The 22,569-nt window shown below is 66.9% G+C and carries 14 protein-coding genes; 8 read left to right on the forward strand and 6 right to left on the reverse strand.

The window, feature by feature from the left end; all coding sequences use genetic code 11:
• Positions 1–110 precede the first annotated feature (110 nt).
• The 8 genes from ACP7BL_RS07390 (at position 111) to ACP7BL_RS07425 (ending at position 9,317) form a co-directional block, all read left to right on the forward strand.
• Positions 111–2,588, forward strand: coding sequence for a circularly permuted type 2 ATP-grasp protein (locus tag ACP7BL_RS07390; RefSeq protein ID WP_299104168.1), 2,478 nt, complete (start codon positions 111–113; stop codon positions 2,586–2,588).
• A 127-nt stretch (positions 2,589–2,715) separates the two neighbouring features.
• On the forward strand, positions 2,716–3,594 hold the full coding sequence (locus ACP7BL_RS07395; protein WP_299104170.1) for a transglutaminase family protein: 879 nt from the start codon (positions 2,716–2,718) through the stop codon (positions 3,592–3,594).
• A gap of 78 nt (positions 3,595–3,672) precedes the next feature.
• Complete coding sequence (locus tag ACP7BL_RS07400) at positions 3,673–4,608, forward strand: J domain-containing protein (protein ID WP_299104172.1); 936 nt, start codon at positions 3,673–3,675, stop codon at positions 4,606–4,608.
• Positions 4,609–4,630: 22 nt separating this feature from the next.
• Complete coding sequence (locus ACP7BL_RS07405) at positions 4,631–5,596, forward strand: YihY/virulence factor BrkB family protein (protein WP_299104174.1); 966 nt, start codon at positions 4,631–4,633, stop codon at positions 5,594–5,596.
• Between the two features lie 8 nt (positions 5,597–5,604).
• Positions 5,605–6,396: an enoyl-ACP reductase FabI gene (fabI, locus tag ACP7BL_RS07410; RefSeq protein ID WP_033966815.1), complete on the forward strand. Its 792-nt coding sequence runs from the start codon at positions 5,605–5,607 to the stop codon at positions 6,394–6,396.
• A 31-nt stretch (positions 6,397–6,427) separates the two neighbouring features.
• Complete coding sequence (gene aroC, locus ACP7BL_RS07415) at positions 6,428–7,495, forward strand: chorismate synthase (protein WP_426257984.1); 1,068 nt, start codon at positions 6,428–6,430, stop codon at positions 7,493–7,495.
• A gap of 108 nt (positions 7,496–7,603) precedes the next feature.
• Positions 7,604–7,906 carry a hypothetical protein gene (locus ACP7BL_RS07420; RefSeq protein WP_126845475.1) on the forward strand — a complete coding sequence of 101 codons (303 nt, stop codon included), beginning with the start codon at positions 7,604–7,606 and terminating at the stop codon, positions 7,904–7,906.
• Between the two features lie 112 nt (positions 7,907–8,018).
• Positions 8,019–9,317 carry an Hsp70 family protein gene (locus tag ACP7BL_RS07425; protein ID WP_426257985.1) on the forward strand — a complete coding sequence of 433 codons (1,299 nt, stop codon included), beginning with the start codon at positions 8,019–8,021 and terminating at the stop codon, positions 9,315–9,317.
• Between the two features lie 3 nt (positions 9,318–9,320).
• Here the strand turns inward: ACP7BL_RS07425 and ACP7BL_RS07430 are convergent, their stop codons facing one another.
• From ACP7BL_RS07430 to ACP7BL_RS07455, 6 genes are read right to left on the reverse strand one after another with little or no spacing between them, the layout of a single operon-like run.
• Complete coding sequence (locus ACP7BL_RS07430; protein WP_426257986.1) at positions 9,321–11,252, reverse strand: alpha-L-fucosidase; 1,932 nt, start codon at positions 11,250–11,252, stop codon at positions 9,321–9,323.
• Positions 11,253–11,266: 14 nt separating this feature from the next.
• Positions 11,267–13,585, reverse strand: coding sequence for a GH92 family glycosyl hydrolase (locus ACP7BL_RS07435; protein ID WP_426257987.1), 2,319 nt, complete (start codon positions 13,583–13,585; stop codon positions 11,267–11,269).
• Positions 13,582–15,012: a glycoside hydrolase family 125 protein gene (locus ACP7BL_RS07440; RefSeq protein WP_137902687.1), complete on the reverse strand. Its 1,431-nt coding sequence runs from the start codon at positions 15,010–15,012 to the stop codon at positions 13,582–13,584. The genes ACP7BL_RS07435 and ACP7BL_RS07440 overlap by 4 nt, the downstream gene beginning before the upstream one ends.
• On the reverse strand, positions 15,009–17,558 hold the full coding sequence (locus ACP7BL_RS07445) for a glycoside hydrolase family 3 C-terminal domain-containing protein (RefSeq protein ID WP_426257988.1): 2,550 nt from the start codon (positions 17,556–17,558) through the stop codon (positions 15,009–15,011). The genes ACP7BL_RS07440 and ACP7BL_RS07445 overlap by 4 nt, the downstream gene beginning before the upstream one ends.
• Positions 17,555–20,158: a beta-mannosidase gene (locus ACP7BL_RS07450; RefSeq protein WP_426257989.1), complete on the reverse strand. Its 2,604-nt coding sequence runs from the start codon at positions 20,156–20,158 to the stop codon at positions 17,555–17,557. Before ACP7BL_RS07450 ends, ACP7BL_RS07445 begins: the two co-directional genes overlap by 4 nt.
• The gene (locus ACP7BL_RS07455) at positions 20,158–22,530 is read right to left on the reverse strand and encodes a beta-N-acetylhexosaminidase (RefSeq protein ID WP_426257990.1); all 2,373 of its coding nucleotides are present in this window, start codon (positions 22,528–22,530) and stop codon (positions 20,158–20,160) included. The genes ACP7BL_RS07450 and ACP7BL_RS07455 overlap by 1 nt, the downstream gene beginning before the upstream one ends.
• Positions 22,531–22,569: the final 39 nt, after the last annotated feature.

The raw sequence follows: 22,569 nt of genomic DNA on the forward strand, positions 1-22,569 counted from the left end.
AAGGGGCCCCGAGTGATCCACAGCGCGTCATCGATCTGCCACGCGTCCGCACGGGCGGCGGGCTGGCCCCGGACGGGGATGCACGTGCGGCCCGGCATGTGCCGCCGCTGATGGCGAGCGCGCCCGCCCCGTCGTTGCTCGACCCCGGCATCCACGCGGCGCGCTGGATCGCCGAGTATCGCGCGCGGGCGGTCAGCGGCGACGTGCTCACGGCCGATCCCGATCCGGCGTGGGCGGCGATGTTCGAGGAACTGGCGGCTGCAGCAGGGGACGATCTCGGCCTCGCGCGCGAGCGCGTGCAGCGCCATGCCGAGGATATCGGCACCGGCTTCCGCATCATTGGCGAAAGCGAGGAGCGGCCGTGGCCGCTGTCGCCGGTGCCGCTGCTGATCGCCGCCGAGGAATGGCGCACGATCGAGGCGGGGATCGTGCAGCGCGCCGATCTGCTCGAAACCGTGATCGCCGATCTGTACGGCGATGCTTCGCTGGTGGCGCGCGGGCTGATTCCGGCGGCGTTGGTCGGGGGATCGCCCTTCTTCCTGCGACCGATGGCGGGGCTGGTGCCGTCGGGCGGGCATCATCTGCAGTTCATCGCGGTCGATCTCGGACGCGGGCCGACCGGCGAGTGGCGCGTACTGGCCGATCATCTGCGCGCGCCTGCCGGGGCGGGCTATGCGCTGGAGAACCGTCTGGCGATCGCGCGGACGCTGGGCGGCTTGCAGGCGCGGCTGAACGTGCAGCGCCACGCGCCCTTCTTCGCGGCGTTTCGCGACGGGCTGGCGGCGGCGTGCCGCCGGGCCGAGCCGCGCATCGGGCTGCTGACGCCCGGGCGCTACAGCGCGAGCTATGCCGAGCAGGCGCATCTGGCGCGCTATCTGGGTTTTCTGCTGGTCGAGGGGGCCGATCTCGCTGCGCTGGAGGACAAATTATATGTCCGCACGATCGGCGGGCTGAAGCGCGTCGATGCGCTGTGGCACCGTGTCGATCCGCGTTTGCTCGATCCGCTGGCGTTCGATTCGCATTCGCGCATCGGCGTTGCCGGCCTGATCGATGCGGCGGCGGCGGGCAATGTCGTTATCGCCAATGCGCCAGGCGCGGGCGTGCTCGAATCGGCGGCGTTCGGTGCGTTCCTGCCGCGCCTGGCGACGCGGCTGTTCGGCGCGGACCTGATCCTGCCCAATATCGCGACCTGGTGGTGCGGACAGGATGACGCGCGGGCAGCGGTGATCGAGGATCTCGACCAGATGCTGATCGGACCCGCCTTTGGCGTGGCCCCGCTGGGGCTAGGCAGCGCGGTCGCGGTGCCGGGGGTGGAGATTGTCGGCGATGCGCGCGTCGCGCTGCTCGAAGACATGGCGCGGCGACCGCAGGATTATGTTGGGCAGGAGATTGTGCGGCTCTCGACCATGCCGGTGGTGACCGATGCGGGACTTGCCGCGCGCCCTTTCACGCTGCGCGTCTTCGCGGCGCGCGGGGCCGATGGCGGGTGGACCGTGCTGCCGGGCGGTTTCGCGCGCATCGCCGAACATCCCGATCCGCGCGCGTCGGTGATGGGGGAGGGCTGCTGGTCCGCCGATGTCGCGATTCATGGCGGCGAGGCGGTGGCCCCGGTATCGCTCTTGCCGCCCGCCGACACCATCCATGTGCGGCGCAACCCCGGCACCTTGCCGAGCCGCGTCGCCGACAATTTCTTCTGGCTCGGGCGCTATCTGGAGCGCGGCGAGGCGCTGCTGGCGATCATTCGCGTGATGCTGGGCAATTCGATCGATGCCGATGCCGGGGCGGCGCTCGCGCCCGAGACGGTCGGGCGGCTGGTCGGGCTGGCGGTCAATGTCGGCGCGGCACCGCACCCGCCGAGTTTGCGCCGGGCGGATCTCGCAGCCTTTGCGCGTACGGCGATGGAGGATGGCGACTGGCACAGCGTGCGGTCGATCAACCGGCTGGCGCGCGGCATCGGCCAGGGATCGCGCGACCGGCTGGCGGCGGATGTCGTGCGGCTGCTCGACGCGCCCTATCCGACCAAGGGCGGGATGCTCGATCGTGCGGGCACGCTGCAGCGCCGCTATGCCGCTTTGTCGGGGCTGTCGGCCGAACATATGGGGCGTACCGCCGCGTGGCGCTTCCACGATCTCGGGCGCAGGCTGGAACGCGCGCTGACGGTGACGCGCGCGCTGCGCGTGTTCGGCATGGCGCAAGCGAGCGCCGACGATCTGTCGAGCCTGCTCGACCTTGCCGACAGCCAGATCAGCTATCGCCAGCGCTATCTGACGGGCATTGCGCGTGTGCCGGTGGTCGATCTGGTCGCGCTCGACCCCGGCAATCCGCGCTCGCTCGCCTTCCAGATCTGCCGGATCTGCGAGCATCTGGCGGCGCTGCCGGTGCTTGAGGATGACGGCATGGAAGAGCCGCAGCAGACGCAGGGCACGGTGCTGACCGCGATCGTCTCCACCGCGACCGCCGCTGGGCTCGATGCCGAGGTGCTGGGCGATGTCGAGCGGCGGCTGTTCCAATTGTCCGAGGCGATTGCGCGGCGGTACTTCCTGCAAGGGGCCGAGCCGCTGCGCGCGGCGGGGATGGTGCTGGCGTGATTGGCATGCTGCATAACCGTCACCCCGGGCTGGTCCCGGGGTCCACCGTGCGGCTATCCCAAGCCGTGTGGAACGTGCTGCTCGGTGGACCCCGGGACAAGCCCGGGGTGACGCAGGTTTGGGTTCGATGATCTACGACATCCGCCACATCACGCGCTTCGACTACGGCGCGAACGTGAAATTCGCGCGCTGCAATTTACGGTTGAAGCCGATCCATTGGTCGGGGCAGGATCTGCTCGACTATCGACTGACCATTTCGCCTTCAGGCCGGGTGTCGCCCGCGCGCGCCGAGGCGGGGCTCGCCAATGTGATGCGGATGGTGGTGGATGCGCCGGTGCGGCATCTGACGATCGAAAGCGTGTCGCGGATCAAGGTGGATCGCCCGGTGCCGATGCCGTCCAACGGATCGCCACCCTTGCGCGAAATCGCCGCCGCCGCGCGCGCCAGCCGTGACCCGTCGCCCGCCGGCCCGGCCAATTATATTTTCCCCTCGCCGCTGATTCCGCTCGATCGCGACATTGCCGATTGGTGCGCGCAGGATCTCCATCCCGATCGCCCCGCGCTCGATGCCGCGATCGGGCTGGCGCAGCGCATTCAGCAGGATTTTGCGTTCGATCCGCAGGCGACCCTGGTCGATACGTCGCCGCATGAGGCTTTCATGAAGCGCGGCGGCGTCTGCCAGGATTTCGCGCAGATCATGATTACCGGCCTGCGCGCCGCCGGGCTGCCCGCTGCCTATGCCTCAGGCTATATCCGCACGATCCCGCCGCCGGGGCAGGCGCGGCTGGTGGGGGCCGATGCGACGCACGCCTGGGTCTTGTTGTGGTGCGGGGCCGAGCTGGGCTGGGTCGGCGTCGATCCGACCAATGGCATCTGGATGGCAGGTGACCATATCGTAATGGCGATCGGCCGCGATTATGGCGAGATCGCGCCGATCGACGGGGTCGTACTCGGCTCCAGCGCGCAGAAAATGGACGTCAGCGTCGATGTGGCCCCGCTTATCTAGGCCACGGCGTTTGCACTCGCTCCCGCGATACCCCAAATAGACAGCACTTAAGACCATATCAGCACACCGGGGACATTCGTGGCCGATCCATATGCAACGCTGGGCGTCGCGCGCACCGCGACCGATGCGGAGATCAAGAAAGCATATCGCAAGCTCGCCAAGGAGCTGCATCCTGATCGCAACAAGGACAACCCGAAGGCAACCGATCGCTTCGGCCAGGTGACGCAGGCCTATGATCTGTTGCTCGACAAGGACAAGCGCGCGCGCTTCGATCGCGGGGAGATTGACGGCGACGGCAATCCGGCCTCGCCCTTTGGCTTTGGTGCGGGCGGCGGCAACACCGGCGGGTTCCGCCCCGGTCCGGGTGGTGCGGGGTTCCAGGCCGATGGGCCCGATCTGAGCGACATTTTCGAGAACATGTTCGCGGGCAGCAGCGGGCGCGGCGGCTTTGCCGGGGGCTTTGGCGGTTTTGGGCGGCGCGAACAGCCCAAGGGCGCAAACGTGCTGTACAAGCTCGACGTGCCGTTCGTCGATGCGGTGGCGGCCAAGCCGCAGCGCATTACGCTCGCCGACAATAAGACGATCGACCTGAAATTGCCGGCGGGCCTGGAAAGCGGCGCGCAAATGCGGCTGGCGGGCAAGGGGCAAGTGGGCCCTGGCGGCAATGGCGACGGGATCGTCACCATTAATGTGCTGCCGCATCGCTTCTTCGAACGCGTCGGCGACGATGTCCGGCTCGATCTCCCGATCAGCCTGTCGGAAGCGGTGCTGGGTGCAAGCGTACGCGTGCCGACCGCTGAGGGGGCGGTGATGCTGACCATCCCCAAGGGATCGAATTCGGGCAAGGTGCTGCGGCTGCGCGGACGCGGGTTTCACCGTAAGGACGGCACGCGCGGCGATCAGCTCGTGACGCTGATGGTCGATCTGCCGGTCGATGACGATGCGCTGATCGAGTTCGTTCAGGGCTGGAAAGACAAGGACTTACGGAACCCGCGCGGCGGAATGGGCGTCTGACCCGCTCCAGGAGACCGACCGCGTGAGCCACATTTCCCCCGTATCCCCCGAAGAGCGCGAAGCGCACCGAGCGGCGGGGGGCAGTGGTGTGCCGGTCGGCCGGACGCACCTTGAGCGGGTGGTCAGGCGGGCTTGGCAAGTGTTGCAGCGGGTGCTGATCGGGGTGTTTTCCGACGGCTTCATTCACGCCGGCAATCTGGCCTATCTCGCGCTGCTGACGGTGTTCCCGTTCTTCATCCTGGCGGCGGCGATCGCATCGCTGATCGGGCAGAGCGCGGAGACGCAGCGCGCGGTCGCCTCCTTCCTCCACGTGCTGCCGCCCAATGTCAGCGAATTGCTCGCCAAGCCGATCGCCGATGTGCTGGTGGCGCGGACGGGCTCGCTTCTGTGGCTGGGCGCGATTGTCGGGCTGTGGTCGGTCGGCAGTTTCGTCGAGACGATCCGCGACATTTTCCGCCGCGCCTATGGCGTGAAGATGAGCCGTCCGTTCTGGCATTACCGGCTGAGTTCGATGCTGGTTATCGTCGTGTCGGTGGTCGTGGCGTTGCTGTCTTTCCTGGTGCAGGGCGTGCTGACGGCGGCCGAGCGCTTCATTTACGACGTGCTGCCGGTTGCGCGCGATGTCGCGGGCTGGGTCGGCGTGTCGCGCGCGGTGCCGGGGGTGGTGATGTTCATCGCGCTCTACATGCTGTTCTTTTCGGTCACGCCGGCCAAATATCGCCTGAGCAAATGCCCGAAATGGCCGGGCGCGCTGTTCACCAGCGCGTGGTGGGTGACGATCACTGCGTTGCTGCCGGTGATCCTGTCGCGCCTCAGCAGCTACAGCCTGACCTATGGCAGTCTGGCGGGGGTGATCGTGGCGCTGTTGTTCTTCTTTCTGGTGGGGCTTGGCATTGTCGTCGGGGCGCATTTGAACGCGGCACTGGCGGAACCCCCCGAACCGGGAGTAGAGAGCGCTCACGGAATCAAGGAGTCTATACCGGCGTGATGGAATTGATGGCAGGCAAACGCGGGCTGATCATGGGCCTCGCCAACGATCGCTCGCTCGCCTGGGGCATTGCCAAGAAGCTCAGCGAAGCGGGGGCCGAGCTTGCCTTCAGCTACCAAGGCGAGGCGATGGAGAAGCGCGTGCGGCCGCTGGCCGAGCAGCTTGGCGTGGCGCGATTGTTCGATTGCGACGTGTCGGACATGGCGGCGCTGGACGCGACCTTTGCCGAACTGGCGAAGGAATGGCCGACGATCGACTTCGTCGTCCACGCGATCGGCTTTTCGGACAAGACGCAGCTGCGCGGGCGCTATTGCGACACGACGCTCGACAATTTCCTGATGACGATGAACATCAGCGTCTACAGCTTCACCGCAGTCGCGCAGCGCGCGGCGGCGATGATGCCCAATGGCGGATCGATGCTGACGCTCACCTATTACGGTGCCGAAAAGGTGGTGCCGCATTACAACGTGATGGGCGTGGCCAAATCGGCGTTGGAAACGAGCGTCAAATATCTCGCGGTCGATCTCGGTCGCGACAAGATCCGCGTCAATGCGATCTCGGCCGGGCCGATCACGACGCTGGCCGCCAAGGGCATCGGGGATTTCAACCTGATCCTGAAGTGGAACGAGCTCAATGCGCCGCTCAAGCGCAACGTGACGATCGAGGATGTTGGCGGCTCGGCGCTGTACCTGTTGAGCGACTTAGCGAGCGGTGTGACCGGCGAGACGCACCATGTCGATGCGGGCTATCACGTGATCGGCATGAAGGCCGAAGACGCGCCGGACATCGCGCTGGCGTGAGCAAGCTCCCTCTCCCAAAAGGAGATGGAAAGTGAGCTTCAACACTTTCGGCCATCTCTTTCGCTTCACCACCTGGGGGGAATCGCACGGTCCCGCGATCGGTGCGGTGGTCGATGGGTGCCCGCCGGGCATCGCTTTGTCCGAGGCCGATGTGCAGCCGTGGCTCGACCAGCGTCGCCCCGGCACTTCGCGCTTCACCACGCAGCGGCAGGAGCCCGACCAGGTCCGCATCCTGTCGGGGGTGTTCGAGGGGCGCACGACGGGCACGCCGATCAGCCTGATGATCGAGAATGTCGATCAACGATCGAAGGATTATTCGGTAGTCGCCAAGGCCTATCGTCCCGGCCATGCCGATTATGCCTATGACGCCAAATATGGTTTCCGCGATTATCGCGGCGGCGGGCGGTCCTCGGCGCGCGAGACTGCGTCGCGCGTGGCGGCGGGCGCGGTGGCGCGGCTGGTGATCCCCGAGGTGCGCATCATCGCCTGGGTCGAGGCGATTGGCGGCGATTCGATCGACCCCGCCAATTTCGATGCCGCCGAGATTGGCCGCAACCCGTTCTTCTGCCCCGACCGACACGCCGCTGCGCGCTGGGAAGGGCTGGTCGATACCGCGCGCAAGGCGGGCTCCTCGCTCGGCGCGGTGGTGGCGTGCGCGGCGACCGGCGTGCCGGCGGGCTGGGGCGCGCCGCTTTATGCCAAGCTCGATGCCGAACTGGCGGCGGCGTGCATGGGCATCAATGCGGTGAAGGGCGTCGAGATTGGCGATGGTTTTGCCGCGGCGACCTTGCGCGGCGAGGACAATGCCGATGCGATGCGCCCCGGCACCGATGGCCCGCAGTTCCTCGCCAACCATGCCGGGGGTATCGCCGGGGGGATTGCGACGGGCCAGCCGATCACGCTGCGCGTCGCGTTCAAGCCGACCAGTTCGATCCTGACGCCGGTCCAGACGATCGACCGCAATGGTACCGCCACCGAGATCATGACCAAAGGACGGCATGACCCCTGCGTTGGTATTCGCGGTGTGCCGGTGGTGGAGGCGATGGTCGCGTTAGTATTGGCGGACCATAAGCTGCTGCATCGGGGTCAATGCGGCTAAAGCAGGCCAGTCGTGGTCTCTACGCGATAAAAGGAGCGACCGATCGTACGGCGACGCGTTGTTAGGTCCGACCCATTTGGTGGTCACTGATTTAAAGGACCAGAACCAATGCGTATTGCAACTTTGACCGGTATTGCTGCTTTGACCCTTTCGACTGCGGCGTTTGCGCAAACCACGACGCCCGCACCGGGCGCGCCGACCAGCACGGTTCCCGCGACGCCGTCGACGACGCCCGTTACCCCCGCGCCGACCACGACCACACCGGCAACCCCGGCTGCGGATCCCGCCACCACTCCGGCGGACCCGATGGCCAGCCCGACCTCTACCAGTCCGGATTCGACGATGACGACGCAGACGCCAACCGATCCGGCGACGCCGACCACGAAAAAGTCGAAAAAGCGCCCGATGTAATCAATCGCTTTACTGCGGTTTCGGATCCCGGCCTTGCGCGAGCGAGGCCGGGATTTTTTGTGCCCGATGCTTTTGCGTGAACGCGGCTTTCCCCGTACACGGCGCGCCGACCATGACCATTTCCTTGCCGTCCGCGATCGGACTCGACTTTGGGACCACCAATTCGGTGGTTGCCCTCGCCCAGCAGCCGGGCGCGGCCGACATGCTGCTGTTTGACGGGCCAACTGCGCCCGGCGCGGTGTTCCGCTCGGCCCTGTGCCTGTGGGAGGAAGAGGGCGAGCCGCAGGGCCTGGCGAGCGAAGCGGGGCCATGGGCGATCGAGGAGTATCTCGCCTTTCCGCAGGGCAGCCGCTTCCTGCAATCGTTCAAGTCGGTCGCCGCCAATGCGAGCTTCGAATATGCCAGCGTGTTCGAGCGGCGGTTTCGCTTTGAGGATCTGGGGCGTCTGTTCCTCGGTAAGATGGCGGCGCGCGCGCGCGGCGCGCTGAACGGCAAGACGTCGCGGCTGGTGGTGGGGCGTCCGGTCGAATTTGCGGGCAGTCGCCCTGACGAGGCGTTGGCGCGGACGCGCTATGATGCGATGTTCGGTCCCCTCGCCGAGGAAATCCATTATGTCTACGAGCCGATCGGCGCAGCGTTCAGCTATGCATCGCGCATCGCCGACCCGGCAACGATTCTGGTGGCGGATTTCGGCGGCGGCACCAGCGATTTCTCGGTCGTGCGGATCGAGGCCCCCGGAGCGGTACGCCGTTGTACCCCGCTCGGCCATGCCGGTGTCGGTGTTGCGGGTGACCGGTTCGATTTTCGCATTGTCGATCATCTCGTCATGCCGCTGCTGGGCAAGGGCGGGTCGTATCGGTCGTTCGACAAGGTGCTGGATATTCCCGGCGGCTATTTCACCGATTTCGCCGACTGGTCACGGCTGGCGCTGATGCGCAACCGCCGCACGATGGCCGAACTCGACAAGCTACGCCGTGTCGCGCTCGATCCCGAGGCGATCGGGCGGATGATCGCGATCATCGATCAGGAATTGGGCTATCAACTGTACGATGCGGTCGGTGCGCTGAAGCGTGCGTTGTCGCAGAGCGACGTGGCCGAGTTCCGCTTTGCGGGCGCGGGCCTCTCGATCGCGGCGGAGGTGCGGCGCGATGCGTTCGAGACGTGGATCGCCCCCGACATCGCGCAGATGGAGCAAGCGGTCGACCAGGCGCTGGCCCGCGCCGAAACCGACGCCAGCGCGATCGACCGTGTGTTCCTGACCGGCGGCACCTCGCTCACCCCGCGCGTGCGACGGCTGTTCGTCGAACGTTTTGGGGAAGAGCGCATCGCCGCCGGTGGCGAACTGACCTCGATCGCGCATGGCCTGGCGCTGATCGGCCAGCAGGAGGATATCGCCGCCTGGGCGGCGTGACCGTCAGCGCTTGACGGTAAACGCTCCGATCCCGGCCAGCGCTATCGATGCCGTCGGCAGCGCGGGCGCGTCGAACGACAGGCGCAGGAAACGCGCCTGGCGCGGGTGGGCGAAGGCCAGCCGCTGCGTGGCGAGCGCATAAGCGATATTGGCGAGTTCGCCGCTGCCCGCCGCTTCCCACTGCGTGCCATCGACACTGGTTTCGCAACGATAGTCGCGCGGCGGGGACACATCCTTGGCGATGGTGCGCGAGGGCGAGATACTGACCCCGGCCAGCGCAACCACTTGCCCCATGTCGATCGTGACGCTGACGGGGGTGCCCGGCGTCGGGGCCGGGGTGGTCCAGCGCGTCGCGGCATCGTCGTCGAGCAGCGCTTCTGCACCCGGCGCGGTGGCAGCGACGATGTGCCAATCCTTGGTCGACAGGATCGTCGGGTCGCTCGACCGCGCCGGGGCGACGGCGACGGGTTGAACCTGGCGGAACAACGCGATCTCGCTGATTGCCGGGCAAGCGGGCGCTTCCAGGATACGCAGCCGCAGCCGCCGCGCGGTGATGGCTGCGGGCAAGCGGATGATGCGTTGTGCGCCGATGCATTCATGCTCGGCGAACGTTTTCCATACGCCGTCCACCTCGGCATCGACCGCGAAACGCGTGACGCGAACGCCGAGCGGCAGATATTCGCGGATACGGATCAGATCGAAGCTGCGCGCGGGCGGTAGATCGAGCGTCAGCGTCGGGGTGTGGTCGGCATCGGGCGTCGACCAATAGGTGTCGGGCCGACCGTCGAGTACGCGCGCGGCACTGAACGCGGCGGAGCGCTCCGCGCTGGCATAAGTGACAGCCCCCTTGGCCAAATCGCGCGCATAGGTTGCCGCCTGTGCCGCGCCAAAGGAGCGCAGCACCGCGACATCGGTATCGGCGAGGCGACCGCGCCGGTCGGGCGGCAGGTTGAGGTTGAGATTGGTGCCGCGCCCGACCGATTCGTCGAACAGCTTGAGCAAGCGCTCGGGCGTCTTGACCTTGGCGTCCTCATCGGCGTGGTAGAACCAGCCGGGGCGGATCGACACGTCGGTTTCGGCGGGCCACCACAGGGCAGCGCCGCGCACGCCGCTATTGCCCTCGGACTGGACATAAGGGTGGTTGGGCATGGTCGGCCAGCACGGATCGCCCGCCACGCCATCCTCATTGCCGACCCAGCGGATTTCGGCACCGAGCGGATCGAAGGTGCAGGCCATGGGCTGATATTTGTGGACCAAAGCGATCGTGGTCGGCCAGTCGTAATAAGCCGGGGCATCGATCTTTCGCGTCTCGCGCGCGCCGCCATAATAGCCGTCGCCGCCATTGGCCCCGTCGAACCAGAATTCGAACAATTCGCCATAGCGCGTGCACAGCTCGACGATCTGCTTGCGGAAATAATCGACATAGGCCGGGCGGCCATAGTCTGGATGATGCCGGTCCCATGGCGAGAGATAGAGGCCGAAGGCGAGGCCGGCGCGGCGGGTGGCCGCTGCCATCTCGCCGACGATGTCGCCCTTGCCGTTCTTGTACGGCGTGTTGCGGATGCAGCGTTCGGTCAGCAGCGTCGGCCACAAGCAGAAGCCGTCATGATGCTTGGCGGTGAGGATGATGCCGGTCATCCCCGCAGCCTTCGCCGCGCCTACGATCTGGTCGGCGGAGAAATCGGTCGGGTTGAACAGCGCCGGGTCCTCATCGCCATAGCCCCATTCCTTGTCGGTGAAGGTGTTGATGGAGAAATGGACGAAGGCATATTGCTGGCGCTTGTGCCAGGCGAGCTGGCGCGGCGAGGGGGTCGCGCCCCACGGCTTTGGCGCACCGCTGGGCGCGGTCTTGGCCAAAGTGGGCGTGGCAAGCGTGGGCAGAGCGGTGGCGGCAAGGCCGGAGGCGATCACGCCGCGGCGCGAGGGATGGGTCATCTGGGGCTCCGGGATCAGGCCGAATGGCCGAAGGATGGGGGACGATCGGCGCGCGCGGCACCGAAGCTGGGGTTGGGCGTGGCCGACATGGTGAAGCGCAGCGTGCCGCCGCCGCTCAGCGTGCGGTGGTCGATCCAGCTCTTGCTCCACGGCTTGCCGTTCCACGTGACGGCCGCGACATAGGGCGTGTCGGCGCGGTTGCCGGGTGCTTCGATTGTGAGGGTACGGCCCGTGCCGACGCGCACCGTCGCGCGTTCGAACAAGGGCGAGCCGAACACATACGCCGCCTCGACCGGGTCGACCGGATAGAAACCGAGCGCCGAGAAGACGAACCACGCGCTCATCTGGCCGCAATCGTCGTTGCCGATGATGCCGTCGGGCGCGTTGCGGTACATTTCGGTGCACAAACGTCGCACCATCGCCTGCGTCTTCCACGGCTGGCCGACATAGGCATAGAGATAGGCGGCGTGCTGGTCGGGTTCGTTGCCATGCGCATATTGGCCGACCAGCCCGGAAATGTCGGGCGGGGCATTGTCGGGCAGCGTCGAGGGGGCGGAGAAGAAGGCGTCGAGCTTGGCCGCGAACGCGGCATCGCCGCCGACATGCGCGATCCGGCCATAGAGGTCGTGCTGGTTGAGGAAGGTGGCCTGCCAGCCATTGGCCTCCGTATAATCGCGCCACCACGGCTTTGGCATATGGCCGAGCTGGACCGGGTCATAGGGCGTCCACCATGTGCCATCGGCGAAGCGCGGGCGGGCGAAACCGGTGTCGCGGTCGATGACATTGCGCCAATTGCCCGACCGCTTGAGCAGCCGGTCGGCATCGGCGCTGGCCCCGGCCGCGCGGGCGATGTGCGACGAGGCCCAATCGTCATAGGCATATTCCTGCGTGCGGCTGACGCTTTCGAACACCTGGTCGGCCGGGACATAGCCCATCTTGTCATAGGCTTCGCGGCCCAGGCTGTTGTCCTGCTCGGGTGCCTTGAAATCGAAGCTGCGCCTGGCGATGGCGGGCCAGGCGGCGGCATAATCGGCGGGGATGCCCTTGGCTTGCGCCTCGGCCAGCGGGACGACGCCGTGCCAGCCGATCATCGTGCCGGTTTCCTTGCCCTGCAACGGCCACACCAACGGGCCGTAGGGCGATTGCTGGGTCTGGCGAATGAGGTCGTCGATCAGGCTCTTGGTCCGGTCAGGCGCGACCAGCGTCAGCAGCGGGTGCAGCGCGCGATACGTGTCCCACAGCGACCAGGTGCTGTGGGCGGCACCGCCCGGCGGCACGCTGTGGATTTGCCCGTCGAGGCCGACATGGCGTCCATCGACATCCGAGAAGAGCGTGGGGGCAAGCTGCGCGTGATAGAGCGCCGAGGCCATGATGGTACGCTGGTCGGTGCTGCCGCCCTCGACCTGCACCACGCCGAGCGCCTCCGCCCAACGCTGACGAGCGGCACCGAGCGTGCGGTCAAAGTCCCAATGCGGTGCTTCGGCGGCGAGGTTGGCGCGCGCGCCCGCGACATCGACGCCCGAGATGCCACAGCGCAGCAGGATTGGAGCCGCCCCGGCGTCGTTCCAGTGCAGCGCCATTTTCAGACGCTTGCCGGAGACCTGCGTGGTGCCCGCAGGTTGCTCGGCATCGCCATCGCCGTAGAAGGTGACGCGGTCGGGCCGCCGCGCGCATTGCAGCGCAAAGTGGATGCGCCGCCCCTTGGCCCAGCGGAACACGCGGCGGCTGCCGGTGATGGTGCCGTCCGCGTCGATCGACAGGCTCGCCTCATCGACCAAGGGCGCATGGTCCGAGGTGTCGAGGATGAGGTGCGACAGATCGATCAGCACATGCCCCGGCCCCTTAGGATAGGTATAGCGGTGCCAGCCGGTGCGATCGGTCGTGGTCAGTTCGGCGTGCACGCCCGATTCGAGCGTGACGCGATAGGAGCCGGGCTCGGCGATTTCGTTGGAATAGCGCTGGCGATAGCCCGCATCGGGGTTGTCGAGCGGTCCGGCTATGAGCTTGACCGGCCCGGTGCTCGGCACGACCAGCACGTCGAGCATGTCGCCGATCCCGGTGCCCGACAAATGCGTGTGGCTGAAGCCCATGATCGAGCTGTCGCCATGGTGATAGCCCGAACAGGTTGCCCAGCGCTCGACATCGGTATCGGGGCCGAGCTGGACCATGCCGAAGGGCAAGGTCGGGCCGGGATAGGTATGGCCGTCGCCGCCGGTGCCGACGAACAGATTGGGAGCGGTCGCGGTCGGGCGTGCGTCGAGCCGCCACGGCACCGCGCTGGCGAACAAGGCAAGGGTAGAGCTGCTGAGCAGGGTACGGCGATCAATGGTCACAGCGTGTCTTCCAGCAAGGCAGGGCGGGTATTGGCGAGGCGCACGATCAATTCCCCGAACAGGCCATTGGCCCAGGCGAACCACGCTCGGGTGAATTTGCGAGCGTCGTCCTGATCGAAGGTTTCGTGGATGAAGCCGGTATCGGCATCGGTCTCGCGCACCGTCTTGAGGCAGGCGCGGATCACTGCGGGGTCGTCGCTCGACAGCGCGCGCACGATCAGCGACATCGGCCAGATCTGGCGCAATCCGGCATGCGGGCCGCCAATGCCTTCGCCGGCTTGCCCCTTGAAGAAATAAGGGTTGTCCGGGCCCCAGGCAGCGGCCTGGGTGCGCTGCCACAGCGGATCGCTCTGGGCGACGCAGCCGAGATAGGCGAGGCCGGAGAGCGAGGGGACGTTGGCATCGTCCATGAAGATCGCATTGCCGAAGCCGTCAACCTCATAAGCCCATACTTCGCGCCCGTCGCGCAGCCGCATCCGGCCATATTGGGCAAGCGCGCGCTCGACCTCGGCAGCGAGCGCGGTGGCGTCCTGCGCGAGCGCGGTATCGCCGCGCGCGCCCTGCGCCACCACCGCCAGCTCGCGCAAAGCGCCGACCGCGAACAAATTGGCGGGGATGAGGTACGGGTAGAGACACGCATCGTCCGACGGGCGGAAGCCGCAATGGATCAGCCCGACCGGGCGCGAGGGATTGCCATAGCCGTCGAGCGGCTGGGTTTCGGTATTGCGATCGGATTCGCGTAGGAAGCGGTAGGGGCCGGGGCCATGCTTGCGCTGCTGTTCGCGGAAGGTGGCGATGCTGAGCCGCGCCGCCGCCGCCCAGCGCGCGTCGAACGGCGCGGGATCTTTCGTCGCCTGCCAATAGCCGTGCGCGAGCCGCATCGGATAGCAGAGCGAATCGATCTCCCATTTGCGCTCGGCGACGCCGGGCTTCATCTCGGTCTTGTCGTGCTGTGCCCAGCCGAGATTGGTCTTGGCCGACGGATCTTCCATGAAGGCATTGGCATAAGGGTCGATCAGGATCGAGCGCGCCTGTCGCGCGATCAGCCCGTGAAACAGCGTGCGCAAAGCGGGATCGTCGCGGACGAGATGGAGATAGGGCGCGAGCTGCGCCGAGGAATCGCGCAGCCACAGGCAGGGGATGTCGCCGGTGATGACGAACGCATCTGGCGCGCCGTCGACCGTGCTCATCCGCACCGTGGTGTCGAGCGTGTTGGGATAGCAATTGGCGAACATCCAGCGCAGCTTGGGGTCGCCGATCTTGGCCGAGACGCGCGCGATCTCGCGCTCGACCGCGCGGCTGGTGAACAGCCGTTCCTTGACCGGCGGGCGCTTGCTGGGGAGTGGCGCTGCGGCGAGCGCGGGCGAGGCGGCGAGCGCGGCCCCCGCCGCACTGCCGACGATGGCCTCACGCCTGGTCAGGATCATTTGGGCAACTCCTGCCGCGTGCCGGTGATCGTCAGGTCGATCCAGCTGCCGGGCGCGCTGCCTGGCTGGCCGCCGCCGACGAACAGGCGGTAAGCGCCGGGCTCGATCGCGCGCGTGCCGTCACGCGCGACCAGGCTGAGGCTGCGCGGATCGAGCGTGAAGCTGGCGTCGCCCGCCTTGCCGCGCGCGATCGCCAGCCGTTTGAAGCCGACCAACTGGCGCTGGAGCACCGGCGTGGTGAAGCCAGCCCCCTTGGTGGCCGGCGGGACGAGATAGGCCTGCACGACCTCTTCACCGTCGCGCGCGCCGACATTGGCGACGCGCACGTGCACCGTCGCGCTTTGCCCGGCGGCGACGGTGATCGCATTGGTCGGGGCGGTATACGCGAAGCGGGTGTAGCTGAGGCCGTACCCGAAGCCCCACAGCGGCGTGCCGGTGAAGTAGCGATAGGTGCGCTCCTTCATGCCGTAATCGACAAAGGCGGGCAGGTCGGTGGTGTGGGCGTAGAAGGTGACGGGCAAGCGTCCCGAGGGATTGTTGCGCCCGGCGAGCGTCTCAGCGATTGCGGTGCCGCCAGACTCTCCCGGATACCAGGCGGCGAGGATCGCGTCGGCATCGGTGGGATCGAGCGCGACGGCGCTGCCGCTGGTCAGCACCAGCACCAGCGGCTTGCCGGTCGCCTTGAGCGCGGCGATCAGGCGTTGCTGGGCGTGCGGCAAGCCGATGTCGGTGCGGTCGCCGCCGACGAAACCGGGCACGCTGACCGAAAGCGCCTCGCCTTCCAGATCGGGCGAGAGGCCGACCGAGACGACCACCACGTCGGCGGCCTTGGCGGCGGCGACAGCTTGCGCGATCAGCGGCTCGGCGGGGGGCAGCCACAACAGCCGGACGCCATCGTCATCGCTGACATGGTCGAGTTCGAGCTTGAACGGTACGGCACGGCCATCGCTGTCGAACGCGACTTCGATGCGGCCCTTCTGGATTTCGCCGGTCGCGACTTGCTTGCCGTCGATCCACAGCCGCGCGGCATCGTGCGATTTGCAATATTTCCAGCAGGCGGGGACATCAAGGACGAGGCGATAGCCACCGGGGCCAGGAGGCGCGAGTTCGCCGGTCCAGCGCGCGCTCCACTGCGCCCCGAGACCAGGGGCCGGGACCGCGCGGTTGATGTCGTGATCGATATGGCGCTCGACGCGCGTGACGACGGGCGTGCCGCTGGTGCCGGGGACCGCAAAATATTCGGCTTGCAGCCCCGGCGCGCCATTCCAGCGCAAGGCGGTTTCGGGGACGAGCACGGGCGCGCCATCGGCGAGCACCGAGCCTTGCGCGTAGCGGACATTATCCGTGCCAAATTGCTGGCGAAGGCCTTCGAGCGGGGTGATCGGGGTGCGAGCTGTGCCGTGGTAATTGCCCTGCAGCACGCCAATGTCATCGGCATCCGCCCCGATCAGCGCGACGCGGGTTCCGGCCTTGAGCGGAAGCCGGTTGCCATCATTCTTGAGCAGCACGATGCCCTTCCGCGCCGCCTCCAGCGCGACGGCGTGGTGTTCGGGCGTGCCGATGTCGCTGGGCGAAATGCGCGACCATGGGCTGGTTGCACCATAAGCGATGCCGAGCGCGCGGCGTGCGGCCATCGCGCGGTCGAACGCGGTGTCGATCTCCTGACTGGTAACCAGGCCGCGCTGGAGCGCTTCGGGTAGCGCCGCATAGGTGTTGCCGCAATTGAGATCGGTCCCGCCCTTGAGCGACGCCGCTGCCGCACCCGCTGCGTCGAGCCGGTAATGGTGGAACAGATGGACATTGGCGACGGCATCGCAATCGGAGACGGTGAAGCCGGTAAAGCCCCAGTCGTGGCGCAGCCGATCGACCATCAGCGGCGCATTGGCGCAGGCGGGGACACCGTGGATGGCGTTATAGGCGCACATCAGAGACTGCGCCTTGCCCTCGGTCACCGCGAGGCGGAAGGCGGGGAGGTAGGTCGCTTCCAGATCCTGCGGCGACGGGTCGACATCGAAACCGTCGCGCCCGGCCTCGGGACCGCTATGGACGGCGAGATGCTTGGGCGTGGCGATCACCTTGGGGTGCGCCGGGTCCGGCCCCTGCAGCCCGGTGATGAAGGCGACACCGAGATGGCCGGTGAGATACGGGTCTTCGCCATAGGTCTCTTGCCCACGGCCCCAGCGTGGATCACGGAAGATGTTGATGTTGGGCGACCAGATCGTCAGCCCCTGATAGATCTTGCGATCGGCCGAGACCGGTTGCGCGTTGAACTTGGCGCGCGCTTCGGTGGCGACGACATCGCCGATGCGGTTGAGCAACGGCGCGTCCCACGTCGCCGCCATGGCGATCGCCTGCGGGAACACCGTGGCATACCCATCGCGCGCGAGACCGTGCAGGCCTTCATTCCACCAGTCATACGCCGGCAGACCGGCGGCGGGATCGGCAGGCGCGCTGCTTTGCAGCTGGGCGGCCTTTTGTTCGGTAGTCAGGGCTTCGGGGGTGGGGGCGATTTGCGCGGCCTCGGCGGCGAGCAACATCCAGATCATCGACGGGATCCCAGCGAACGGAGGGTGAGGGCGGCGGCAAGCGCTGCGGGCGACGCCGTGGACGTCACGGTGATGGTGCGGCTTTCGCCCGGCAACAGATCGAAGCCGTCATCGGAGGGATGCGCGCCGATCTGGCCGAAGTCGAGCATCACCGCGCGGGCGAGCGCCGTGCTGTGGATGGTGACGCTCTTGCCGGTCCACGTCGCGGTCAGGCCGGGGTCGGGATAGTGCATCGTCTTGGGCACGCCGCGCTCGATCAACGCGCGGCTGACCACGGCGTCACCGACCAGCAATTCGGCGACGGCATAGCTGTTGGCGGCATCGGCCCCGGTGAACAGTGTCGCATCGTCGAGCTTGGCGACATCGGTGGCGGACAAAGCGGGCATGTTTGCCGCCGCGCTTTGTTCGCCAAGCGGCTTGCCCGCCATGTCGAACGCGCGGACGCGCCAGCGGGCCGCAATCGGCGTGGTCGCATCGGACACGAGCGCAATGCGCGTGGCCGCGTCCTTATGTTCGGCGACGATCACCTGCGGCGCGAAGAAGCGGCGCGCGGCATAATGGAGCAGCTTCCAGCGCCCGTCATAATCGATGCTCGACCAGGAGATGGACGGCCACACGTCGTTCAACTGCCAATAAAGCGACCCCATCGTCACCGGGCGACACGAACGGTGGTGGAGGGCGGCGAGTGCGATCGCCTCGGCCTGGTTGACCTGGCTGAGATAGACGAAGTCGGCAATGTCCTTGGGCTCGCCGAGCCGGTCGCGAATGTACATCAACAGCCGTTCATTGCCTTCCCCGGCGAGGAACTTCTGATGCGCCTTCAGCACCGGACTGTCCGGGGTTAGCGGGCCGTTGCCGGCAAAGGCGCGCACCGTCGCCATGTCGGGCATCGCCTGGAAGCCATATTCGGACATGAAGCGCGGGCACGCGTCGAGATAGCGCTCGACCGGCTTGGAGCCCGACCACACATCCCAGAAATGGCGGTCGCCCGAGGCATCGGTATCGACCGGACCTTCATAATCGGTCGAGGGCGAACCCGGCCAATAAGGCGTGCCGGGCGAGCGCGTCAGCACCGCATCGCGCAGCACACGATCGAACAGCACCGCCATGCCAGCGCCGATGCGTTCCTGCTCGTCGGCGCCAACCGCCTTTTTGAAGGCCTTGCGGTCGCCCCAATTCTCCCAGCCCGACAGCACTTCATTGCCGCCCGACCACAGAACGATCGAGGGATGGTTGCCGAGCCGCTCGACCTGTTGCTCCGCCTCGATGCGGACATTCTCGCGATAGGCGGCATCAGGCGGGGTGACGGCACCGCCGAACATGAAATCCTGCCACACCATCAGGCCCATTTCGTCGGCCATGTCGTAAAAGGCATCGTCGAGATAATAGCCGCCGCCCCAGATGCGCAGCATGTTCATATTGGCGTCGCGCGCGGCGGTGAGCAGCGGGCGCATCGAGGCTGGGGTGACGCGGGCCGGGAAGCTGTCGAATGGGATGACGTTCGCGCCCTTGGCGAAGATCGGGATGCCGTTGACGCGAAAGCCCATTGCGCCGCCGCCACGGATCAGCTCGACCGAGCGCAAGCCGATGCGGCGCTCGGCAGTGTCGGTGGCCTCGCCATTCTGGTTGAGCGTCGCGGTGACGCGGTAGAGCGGTTGCGCGCCATAACCGACCGGTTGCCAGCGCTGCGGGTTGGCGACGGTGATCGGCACCGACACGGCGTTGGTGCCGGCTGCCAGCGTCACTTGCTGCACGACCTGCTGCTGCGATCCGTCGGGCGCGGTCAGCGTGACGCGGACGTTGGCGACAGTCTCGCGATCGGCCTGGATGACGGCCTTGGCCGACAGGCGCGCTTCGCTATCGTTCAGGTCATCCTGGTCGACGCGCAGCGTATCGATCCGCGCATTGTCCCAGGTTTCCAGTCGCACCGGACGCCATAGGCCGACATTGAGGATGCGCGGGCCCCAATCCCAGCCATAATGGTATTTGGGCTTGCGGATATAAGGCGAGGTCTGACGGCCCTTAGGCTCATCGCCGAACGCGGAATCATATTCGCCGGGCAGCGAGGCCTTTTGCGCCAGCACCATCGGTTGCAGTGTCTTGATCGGCGCGGCGAAGGTGATGAGGATCTCGTTGGCGCCGACGTTGAGCAGCGGCTTGATATCGGTCCGCCAACGACGATGGGCATTGTCGGCGACGATTGCTCGGCGGCCGTTGATCGTCACGGTGGCGAAGGTGTCGAGCCCGTCGAACACCAGATCGAGATGATCGCGCGCGAGCATTGCGGGCGTCACTTGCAGCGTGCGGCGGTACAGCCAGTCGGTGCGCCCGACCCACTGGATCGCGGCTTCGTTGGTGGCGAGGAACGGATCGGGCACGCGGCGGCGTGCGATCAGATCCTGCTGGATGCTGCCGGGCACGTGCGCCGGGAACCAGCGCGTCTGTTCCTTGTGCGCGGTGGCGGCAGCGCTGTCCGACGGAGCGATGCGCGCTTGCCAGCCATCGTCGAGCGCGGTGGCGGTGCGCGGTGCGGCGGCGATCGGCGTGGCCGCTCCCGTCAGCAATGCAGCGACGATTGCGGCGCGCAACGAGGTGTGCATCAGCGGCGCTCGGTCAGTTGGACCGATGCTACGGCGTAATAAGGATCGGAGGTCGGCGAGGTGAACTGGAAGCACAGGTCGCGGTCCCCGCTCATCTGCGGCAAGGCTCCCTTGAACGTCATCTTGGTAGGAGATGCTGCGGGATCAGGGAGCGGGAAGGTCGCAACTACGACGGGCTTTGGGGCGTCCTTGTCGGGCGCGCCCTTGCGGCCTCCTTGGCACCCGGCGAGCACGACCAATTCGCCATGCGCGGTTACGTTATAGGGCTCGCGCACCGCCGAAGCTTCGTGCGCCAGGCCGTAATGGCGCGCCAGCCGCGCGACTTCGATCGTGAAACCGCCGGCCACGTCCAGCGGGGCCGCCGGATAGGCGCTGCACGTGTCGAACAGGTTGATGTTGAAAGCAGGACCGTTGCTTTCGGCATCAGCGGTCAGCGGCACGCGCAGCCCCAGCGCGCCGCGCGGGCACGACACCAGGTCGGAGGCGTTGCGGTAGAGCAAGGCGCTGCGGCTCGTCGCGAAATCGCGGATGCGCGCGGTGGCGATGCCGTCTGTGTCAAAAGCGGCGGCCTTGATCGTCGCGCCTGGGACAAGGCTGAGCAGTGCTGCATAAACGGGCGAGCGTGCCGTCGGCGCGGTGCCGTCCAGCGTATAGCGGATCGTGCCGACCGGGACTTGCGTAGCGAGCGCAACCGTCACTTTATTTGCCCGCAGCGCATCGCCGCGCGCGCCTTGCAGGGCGTAGGTTACAGCAAAGGCGCTGTCGGCCACCTCGATCCCACCGCGCCGCCAGCGCGCCGCCTGCGGGGCAAGGCGTGTGGCGAAGCTCGTGAAATCGCGCGGCGCGTTCGACCAGGTGTTTTCGGCCAGCGCCGCCGCACGCGGGAAGATCGCGTGCTGGACTTGATACGGCGTGACGAGATATTCGCTCCACGCATTCACCTGCGCGCCGAGCACATGCTTCGCGCGGTCGGCATCGATGCCCTTGGGTAGCGGATCATAAGCGTAGACATCGGCCAGCGTCTGGATCGACAAACGGCCGGGTGGTTCGTCGCGCTGGTCGCTTTGCAGGCTGTCGACGTACAGCGTCGGTGCCGGGGTCAGCACGACATCGTGTCCGGCATTGGCGGCATCGACCGCGCCCTTTTCGCCGCGCCACGACATCACCGAGGCCGAAGGCGGCAGTCCGCCTTCGAGGATTTCGTCCCAGCCGATCAGCCGCCGCCCCTTGCTGGCGAGATAGCGGCCGAATTCGTCGATCAGCCAGCTTTGCAGCGCATTTTCGGTCTTGAGCCCGAGCTTGGCCATCTGCGCCTGGACTTCGGGCGAGCGTTCCCACTGATCCTTGACCGCTTCGTCACCGCCGAGATGGATGAAGCTGCCGGGGAACACCGCCATCAGTTCATCGAGCACGTTCTCGACAAAGGCGACGCCCTTGGGGCCGGGGTTGAGCAGATAGGGATTGACCCCCCAATCGTGCGATACGACCGGACGATCCCCGAACACGCCGATCTCAGGATAGGCCGCGACCAGCGCCTGCGCATGGCCGGGCAGATCGATTTCGGGGACGATCGTGATGCCGCGTTCGGCGGCATAGCGGACCAGATCGCGCAGTTCGGCCTGGGTGTAGAAACCGCCAACGCGCGTGGTCGGGGCGGGGCCGCCGGTGCTTGGCGGCGCGCGGAACGCGCCGATTTCGGTGAGCTTGGGATAGCGTTTCACCTCGAAGCGCCAGCCCTGGTCGTCGGTCAGGTGGAGATGGAGTACGTTCAACTTCACCGCCGTCATTTGATCGACGATCTGGTAAAGCGAGGGCAACGGCTGAAAATGCCGCGCGACATCGACCATCACGCCGCGCCAGGCGAAGCGCGGCGCGTCGCTGATATCGACGCCGGGGACGGTGACGGGTTTGCCGAACGCCTGATCGGGGCTGAGCAATTGCGCCAGCGTCATCGCGCCATAGACGAAACCGCCGCGCGCCGAAGCCGCGATCCGGATTCCGCTGGCATCGGCGGTCAGGCGATACGCTTCCGCGCCGACAATCGCGGGATCGCGCACGAAGCGGACCACCGCTCCGGTGCTGGCGGTGCGCAGCCTTAACCCGCGCGTGGTGGCCACTTGCGCGATCAGCAGGCGCGCGGCGGCTTCGGCTTGGGCGTCGCCGCTGGGCACGGCGACGCCCGCGCCATTGGCGATGGTGATGCTGTCGGCCGTGCGCGTGATCTTGGCGGGAAGCGGGAGTAATGGGAGCGTAGATGGCGTGGTTTGCGCCGTCGCCGATGCGGTGATCAGCAGCGAGGACAGCATTCCGAGCGTAGCACCGCACCGCCGAAAATTGCGCTCCGCGGTGCCGCGCTGCTTGCTTTGCATCATAAAATCTCCCTGCCGCCGCTCTGGCGTATCTTTGGCTCG

Origin of the sequence: Sphingomonas sp. DC1600-2 (genome assembly GCF_049897605.1) — a bacterium.
Classification (GTDB): Bacteria; Pseudomonadota; Alphaproteobacteria; order Sphingomonadales; family Sphingomonadaceae; genus Sphingomonas.